Origin of the sequence: Sphingobacterium sp. JB170, from assembly GCF_900163865.1 — a bacterium.
GTDB lineage: Bacteria > Bacteroidota > Bacteroidia > Sphingobacteriales > Sphingobacteriaceae > Sphingobacterium.
Genome location: NZ_FUKU01000075.1, coordinates 1 through 6,251 on the forward strand (window position 1 = coordinate 1; position 6,251 = coordinate 6,251).

Annotated in this window: 10 protein-coding genes; all 10 read left to right on the forward strand. The window is 43.2% G+C overall.

Translation table 11 applies throughout. From position 1 onward, the window contains the following. A partial coding sequence (locus FM107_RS19150) for a DUF932 domain-containing protein (RefSeq protein WP_143559544.1) occupies positions 1 to 617 on the forward strand: 617 nt, incomplete at its 5' end. A 52-nt stretch (positions 618 to 669) separates the two neighbouring features. Next, positions 670 to 1,080: a hypothetical protein gene (locus FM107_RS19155; protein ID WP_086950088.1), complete on the forward strand. Its 411-nt coding sequence runs from the start codon at positions 670 to 672 to the stop codon at positions 1,078 to 1,080. A 2-nt stretch (positions 1,081 to 1,082) separates the two neighbouring features. After that, complete coding sequence (locus tag FM107_RS19160; protein WP_086950089.1) at positions 1,083 to 1,565, forward strand: hypothetical protein; 483 nt, start codon at positions 1,083 to 1,085, stop codon at positions 1,563 to 1,565. A 12-nt stretch (positions 1,566 to 1,577) separates the two neighbouring features. Continuing rightward, complete coding sequence (locus tag FM107_RS19825; protein ID WP_218779054.1) at positions 1,578 to 2,228, forward strand: hypothetical protein; 651 nt, start codon at positions 1,578 to 1,580, stop codon at positions 2,226 to 2,228. Beyond that, a complete protein-coding gene (locus tag FM107_RS19170; RefSeq protein ID WP_086950090.1) occupies positions 2,225 to 2,422 on the forward strand; it encodes a hypothetical protein in 198 nt (65 codons plus the stop codon). The genes FM107_RS19825 and FM107_RS19170 overlap by 4 nt, the downstream gene beginning before the upstream one ends. Before the next feature lie 12 nt (positions 2,423 to 2,434). Then, on the forward strand, positions 2,435 to 3,043 hold the full coding sequence (locus tag FM107_RS19175) for a PRTRC system protein E (protein ID WP_086950091.1): 609 nt from the start codon (positions 2,435 to 2,437) through the stop codon (positions 3,041 to 3,043). 18 nt (positions 3,044 to 3,061) lie between these two features. Beyond that, entirely contained in the window at positions 3,062 to 3,280 is a 219-nt protein-coding gene (locus FM107_RS19180; protein WP_086950092.1) for a PRTRC system protein C, read from the forward strand. Positions 3,281 to 3,297: 17 nt separating this feature from the next. After that, positions 3,298 to 4,464, forward strand: coding sequence for a hypothetical protein (locus FM107_RS19185; protein WP_086950093.1), 1,167 nt, complete (start codon positions 3,298 to 3,300; stop codon positions 4,462 to 4,464). Beyond that, positions 4,461 to 5,183, forward strand: a complete 723-nt coding sequence (locus FM107_RS19190; protein ID WP_086950094.1) for a PRTRC system protein B — start codon at positions 4,461 to 4,463, stop codon at positions 5,181 to 5,183. The genes FM107_RS19185 and FM107_RS19190 overlap by 4 nt, the downstream gene beginning before the upstream one ends. Next, positions 5,183 to 5,989, forward strand: coding sequence for a PRTRC system ThiF family protein (locus tag FM107_RS19195; protein WP_086950095.1), 807 nt, complete (start codon positions 5,183 to 5,185; stop codon positions 5,987 to 5,989). Before FM107_RS19190 ends, FM107_RS19195 begins: the two co-directional genes overlap by 1 nt. Positions 5,990 to 6,251: the final 262 nt, after the last annotated feature.

The window sequence follows — 6,251 nt, forward strand, 5'->3', positions numbered from 1 at the left end:
GCGTCAGGTGTCGAGCCTACTTCCTAACCACTTCGCACGATGGTAGCGGAAGTATCACAGCCGCATTTACTCCTGTCCGTATCGTTTGCCAAAATACGCTGAACGCTTCGTTACGCAGTATGACCAATGTAGTCCGTATCAAACACACATCGGGAGCAAAACAGCGTATCGAGAATGCTCACAAGATTATGGGGCTTGCCAATACATTGAGCAACCAATTGGAAGGCATTTTCAACGAGTGGACGAAAGTAAAGGTAACCGACCGAGAGGTAAGAAAGCTCATCCAATTGGCACTTTGCCCGAACAAGGAAACGCTTGACCTACTCCAAAAAGGTGCGGAAGATGAAATTTCCACCGTGTTCAAAAACACCGTTGAGGATGCTTTTGCGTATGCGATGATAAGCGATACACAGCAAATGGACACGACAAAAGGCACGTTGTTCGGAGCATATAACGCTGTTACAGGCTACTATCAGAACGTGAGAAATTACAAGAACGATGAAGCCAAGTTGCAGAGCATTGTATTGGGTGGTACTGCCCAACTCAAATCACAGAAAGCATTTGAATTGTGTACTGCATTCGCTTTGGACGGTGCGGAAATCCTAAACCTTAATTAAATAACCACAGGCTACCGCCTTAATCGGTGGTAGCCTGCTAAAAACAAAAGATATGAAAGCATTGAAAGAAATGAACAACGTGGAAAAAGCCTATTTGCTTGCAAAACTGTTCCCCGATAAATTAAAGGAACTCACCCTTTTTGTACAACAGGAAACCGAACGTTTCAGAGAGCATGAACAGTACATGCGTGGCATTTGGGAAGATAAAACACTCGTTACCGCCAATTTTTGGTACGCATTGGTAGCAACCACCGAAAAGGTAATAGAACGGCAAAACGTCATGTTGCACAAAAGCCCGAGGTTATTCTCAGACCAGTTGTTTGACGGACTAAATGCAATATTCCTCACGAACAGTTTGATTGAATATGCGGAAACGCAGGAATGTGAACCGAAATTGAAACAGGCTATACACCTGCTTTTCGGAGAAGAAAAAATGATTGTGATAACCCTAAAAGATAAATAGTCATGGCAAATTGGTGTACTAATTCGGTTGTGTTCGAGGGTAAACCCGAAGCAATCAGAGAAATACAACAGCTTTTCCAAACGATGAAGGAAAAGGAAGAAAAGACCGAGCACGGGCAGTTGCCCGACTTCATTCCCGACACGAACGGAGGATATTTCTTCAACATCTATTGGAACGATGGAGACGAGGGTATATTTCAGTACGAAACCAAATGGTCACCCAATACCGAAATTTTACAGGGTATTGCAGACCGCTATAAAGTGGATTTTATACAGGACTACGAAGAATCGGGAAACCTCGTATATGGAATGGCAACCTATACCAACGGCATTCTGACAGATACCTATCTGGACGGAGAAGATTGGGATGCCTATGACTTTGATGAAGAAACGGACACCTATCATTTTGAGGGTAAGGAATACGATAGCAATTGTGAGATTTTGGAAACCTTGTTAGAGCGAAAAATAGCCAATCAAAAACATTAAAAGCAATCAGAGATGAAACTATCAGATAAAGCAACAGCACATATTTTGGTAAAAGACACTACCAACAGCGAATGGGATAATTGCGGATTTGCGATTGTACATCTTTCGGAAGAATGGAAAAAGGAACAGCAAAAAAGGCTTGAAATGGTTAAGCCGTTCGCAGAAGATTACAATTTCCAATCCCTTAACTACTATGACACGGCAGTAGAATTTTATAGGACGGACGAAAGCGACCAACCCGACATTGATGAGCTGCTTACGGATAAGGAATGGGCATTTGTGGAATTTGGCACAGAAGAACAGGAAGCATTTGCCGTTCCCGAAAATCGCTTGGATTGTTACAGGCTTGTAGTGTACCGCAATGGCAATGCCATATACAAAGCCTACGGAAAACACACAAGTGAGGAGTTTTGGACAGAGGAATTTGACCTCAATACCCTTTGCAACCCCATTGCAGAAGAAACTGAACTTGAAAAGTTTTGCAGGGAACGTTTTAAGCACCTTAGCAATGCACAGCTTGTTGCAAGAGTAAACAGTCTGCCCGACTTTGGTTGGGATGACGAGGGTGTGGAACTTCAAAGGAGACGGAGAATTTCAAACGGTGCTTTTGATTATGCTTTTAAGGGGAATACTATGGTTGTTTTAAAAGATGAAAAGCTATGAAGGTAACAGATTTGAACGGTTGCCCTATCGAAATAACCGACCTTGATGAAGCTATCCGAATAACAGCAGATTACAGGGAATACAGGCACGGGGACAGAAGTTTTTCGGACTTCGATAAAGCGAAAAATGCCTATTGGTCGGATATGCACGAGAAACTGACAGCAATGAAAGAACAGTTAAACAACAACAATTAAAATCGAATAGCAATGAACACAAATTTTTTCAATCAGATACAGCAGTTGGACTTTACGGGAGTATTGCAACTGAACATTTCAAAAGGTGCGGAAAGCAACCTAATCGTATCGGTAATGCTCCACAACGAGCAATGTGGAGATAACGCCAAAAACGGCATTCCCCCATTGACCTTTAACGCCACGCCCCAGGAGTTTGACGAGGGATTTTTTGAGCAGATAACCGCACCTATTCAAAGGGTATCGGGATTAATGGTGGATATGGAAAAATTCCTAAAACAGTTGGAAGAAGTCAAAAAACAGTCGGCAATAGAGAAAGACAAAACCGAGAAAGCCAAAAAGGAAAAAGAAGCCAAAGACAAGAAGTTTAAAGAGGCAATGGCAAAGGCTGACGAGTTGGAAAAAGAGGGCAAGCACCGTGAAGCGTGGATGAAAGTACCCGACATTACCGAGTTTCCCGAAAAAGCGGACGAGATACGCAAACGCAAAACTTCATTGTCCGACAAGTTCGCCACACCGAGCCTTTTCGGAGCAATGGAAGAAGCAACACCCGAACCGCCACAAGCGGTAGAAGCGAAAGACGGCTATCCCACCAGTGAAACGGACGAAGAAGAACAATATTAACATTTAAAAACGAGCATTATGTTATTAGCAACGCAGTTAGAACGGGTATTTATACTCAAAGACAAAGGACAGGACATCAGACTGACCGACCCCGAACCACGTTGGAGCGTGGAAGCCGTGATGAATTTTTACGCCAATATGTACCCCATACTGACAACGGCAAAAGCATCTGCACCGCAGATCAAGGATGATGCAGTCGAGTACAGACTTGAGAGCGTAATGGGAACGAAAGGTTAATCTAAAAATCAAAAACGATGAATTATGCAACGCAACATTATATCGGGAACTATCAGCATACCCGAACAGAAACGGCAACGGCAATTACACCGACAGTTGGGCGAGTTCGCAAACTGGATGCAAAGACCAAAGGACGCAAGCGAAGTGCAGAAAGACAAGCGGAAGTCCGTACCGATAGCCATGCTACCGATGGTATTCTAAAGTGTACGTTTCTGCCAAAACTGAAAACTGCACAATCCATACAGGCTTGTGAGAAAACGGAGAGGGATTTTTACAAGTCCCTTTCCCGACTTACCGAGCATTATGGCATTGAGCCAATGCAGACCCAAGAATTTGGTTTTCCCTACAATATAGTATTGGGTATGTGGGATATGGAAACCAAAGCAAAACGCACCAATATCAATTGGGATAGTTTCAGATTGGTACAGGACACGAAGAAAGCGTTTTTGGAAAGCGAGGAACGATATAACACAGGTACAACCCTTTATTACATTCCCATTATGCCACTCTTTCAGATGTTGCACGATAAAGAGCGGAAGTATAATGCACAGTTGCTTATATCAGTATGCAGTTATCTGTACCATATTCCCGATGTGCCGTATTACAGACAACAGGACAGCTACCTGTATTGGCAGTACGAAACGCATAAAGATTGGGTGGAACAGGATGAGGAAACGGACGAAACCGAAACGTATAGAAATGAATTGAGAAATGCTGAATATATTGGTGACAGGATTGAACAGAAGCTGTTTAACCGTAGCAATCTGACCGTATTTGAACAGCGTTTAAACCGCTTTAAAAGCCGTGATACTTTTGACCACGGGTGTTGGCAAATCGCTTGCAATGCCTTTTCTCTTTACAAGGAATATCCCAACGAAAGTGTTTTCAGAAATGCACCCATGCACGAACAAGACCCCTATAATGATGATTACGGTAATGAAGCCATTACAATGCAAAAGTACATTTCGTTTATTGCCGATACCAAAGGGTGGCTGTACGAAAGCCTTTCGGACTGCATCAACAATGAGTTCAACGAATACGGAACAATGGAAGAACCGACCGTTAGTAAATCTTTTGACGGGAGCAGGATAACACAGGGTGACCTCCATTTTGAGAACCGCCTGTTCGCCCTATTGGACGACTTATGCACACTATTGTATGACTATAAAACTACAGGAAAATGAACAGCGTGAAAGATATGACCCAAAATTTTGGAACGCTGTATTACCCAAAATCCGCTTTGGTATTCTACGAAGCCAAAGGAACAGATACAGCAACCTATGTAGAGCATTTTGATATGGACAGCAACGGCAATCCCATAAACGCCCACCCTTTGACCGTAAGGGAAGCGGGTGTATTGGCAAAGGCTTTACAGACCGAAGACGAAAAGAACCAAGCCTTTTTAAAGCCAAAGGGAATTTTGCCGACCAACATTCTGCATATCAATCCGAGTGCTGAAAAAGGTACGGTGCTATGGTACACCAAGGCACAGCAAAGGCAATTGTATTTTGTGGAAAGTTTGGGCATACCCAACGGCAAGGCACAAGTACCGCCAATGCTATGGAAAGCAAGCAAAAGCAATCTTACCTTATTTGCTTTGGCAAGCGACAGAAGACCAACCGAAAAAACGCCATTGTATTACACACCTTTCTTCAATGTTTATGAAAAGGGCAATGTATGTATGGGAACGGTCAGTATCGACATTAAAAATTCCGCTTCGGTGGAGGAATTTATACGGGCGTGGGAGCATTATTTTTTTAACAGCTATTTCAGTCATTCATTGAGTGCAAATTTGACAAAAAAGAACATCGTAAACCTATGGAAAGACCTTATCGGTACTGATAAACCTTTTCCCAAAGACGTATTGAAAAAGAATAACAAAACCCTTAAAAATCTATTGTGATGGGAACAACAAAAACAGCCGTACATTTTACGGACAATTACCTGCTCAATCCGACCAATCCGATTTCGGTAAACCTTATCGGGGCGGGTGGCACAGGCTCAAAGGTGCTGACCGCTTTAATGGAAATGAGCCACAGTTTAAAGGAATTAGGACACGCAGGTTTGCAGGTCCGTTTGTGGGATGATGATATTATCACAAATGCCAATCTGGGCAGACAGCGTTTTGCAGAAAGTGAAACAGGATTGTACAAGTCCGTAGCTTTGATAAACCGTAGCAATCGGTTCATGGGTGCAAACTGGAAAGCCGAAACGGTAAAGCTTGAAAAGGACAAGTTTGGCAGACTGCCCGAAAATGCAAAAGCAACCATTACCATTACCTGTGTGGACAACGTACAGGCAAGGTTTGGCGTTGCGGAAATTCTGAAAGAAACAGGCTACCGCAGGCACTATCAAGACGAACCGAAATATTGGGTTGATTTTGGCAACAGCCGGCACACAGGGCAAGTGCTGTTATCTACTATCGGAGAGATACAGCAACCCCAATCGGAGAAGTACCAAACGGTGGCAAGCCTGCCGTTTGTTACCGATGAATTTGGCGAATTGCTGAAGCAATCCGAAGCAGAGGACAACGCACCAAGTTGCTCACTTGCCGAAGCATTGGAAAAGCAGGACTTGTTTATCAATTCATCATTGACCCAAATGGGTTGCTCCCTGCTTTGGAACATGTTTCGCTATGGAATGACCGAATACAAGGGCTTTTTTCACAATCTGAGAGATTTCCTTACCCACCCCATAAAAGTCGCCTGATAACAAAAATCGGGCGGCAAAAATGCAATTCCTTCCTTCGGTCGGAAACGCATTTTTGCATCTAAATCGGTGCAACCCCTTTGCCAAAATGCACGGCTCCGCACACTCCCTTCCCCTACATTTCACCAAACAGGTTGCGGTGTTATTATGTGGGATATTCATTATCCCTTTCGTTGTTTTTGGACGACTTCTTTTCTTTCCACATCTGCGACCAAAGAAAAGATTCTGTGTTATAAACCAAATATATTTTTTAAAAATGATA

What these genes read in the sequence shown, in the direction of transcription:
- FM107_RS19155 (WP_086950088.1), top strand. Translation starts at nt 670, where the DNA reads ATGAAAGCATTGAAAGAAATGAACAACGTGGAAAAAGCCTATTTGCTT.
- FM107_RS19160 (WP_086950089.1), top strand. Translation starts at nt 1,083, where the DNA reads ATGGCAAATTGGTGTACTAATTCGGTTGTGTTCGAGGGTAAACCCGAA.
- FM107_RS19825 (WP_218779054.1), top strand. Translation starts at nt 1,578, where the DNA reads ATGAAACTATCAGATAAAGCAACAGCACATATTTTGGTAAAAGACACT.
- FM107_RS19170 (WP_086950090.1), top strand. Translation starts at nt 2,225, where the DNA reads ATGAAGGTAACAGATTTGAACGGTTGCCCTATCGAAATAACCGACCTT.
- FM107_RS19175 (WP_086950091.1), top strand. Translation starts at nt 2,435, where the DNA reads ATGAACACAAATTTTTTCAATCAGATACAGCAGTTGGACTTTACGGGA.
- FM107_RS19180 (WP_086950092.1), top strand. Translation starts at nt 3,062, where the DNA reads ATGTTATTAGCAACGCAGTTAGAACGGGTATTTATACTCAAAGACAAA.
- FM107_RS19185 (WP_086950093.1), top strand. Translation starts at nt 3,298, where the DNA reads ATGAATTATGCAACGCAACATTATATCGGGAACTATCAGCATACCCGA.
- FM107_RS19190 (WP_086950094.1), top strand. Translation starts at nt 4,461, where the DNA reads ATGAACAGCGTGAAAGATATGACCCAAAATTTTGGAACGCTGTATTAC.
- FM107_RS19195 (WP_086950095.1), top strand. Translation starts at nt 5,183, where the DNA reads ATGGGAACAACAAAAACAGCCGTACATTTTACGGACAATTACCTGCTC.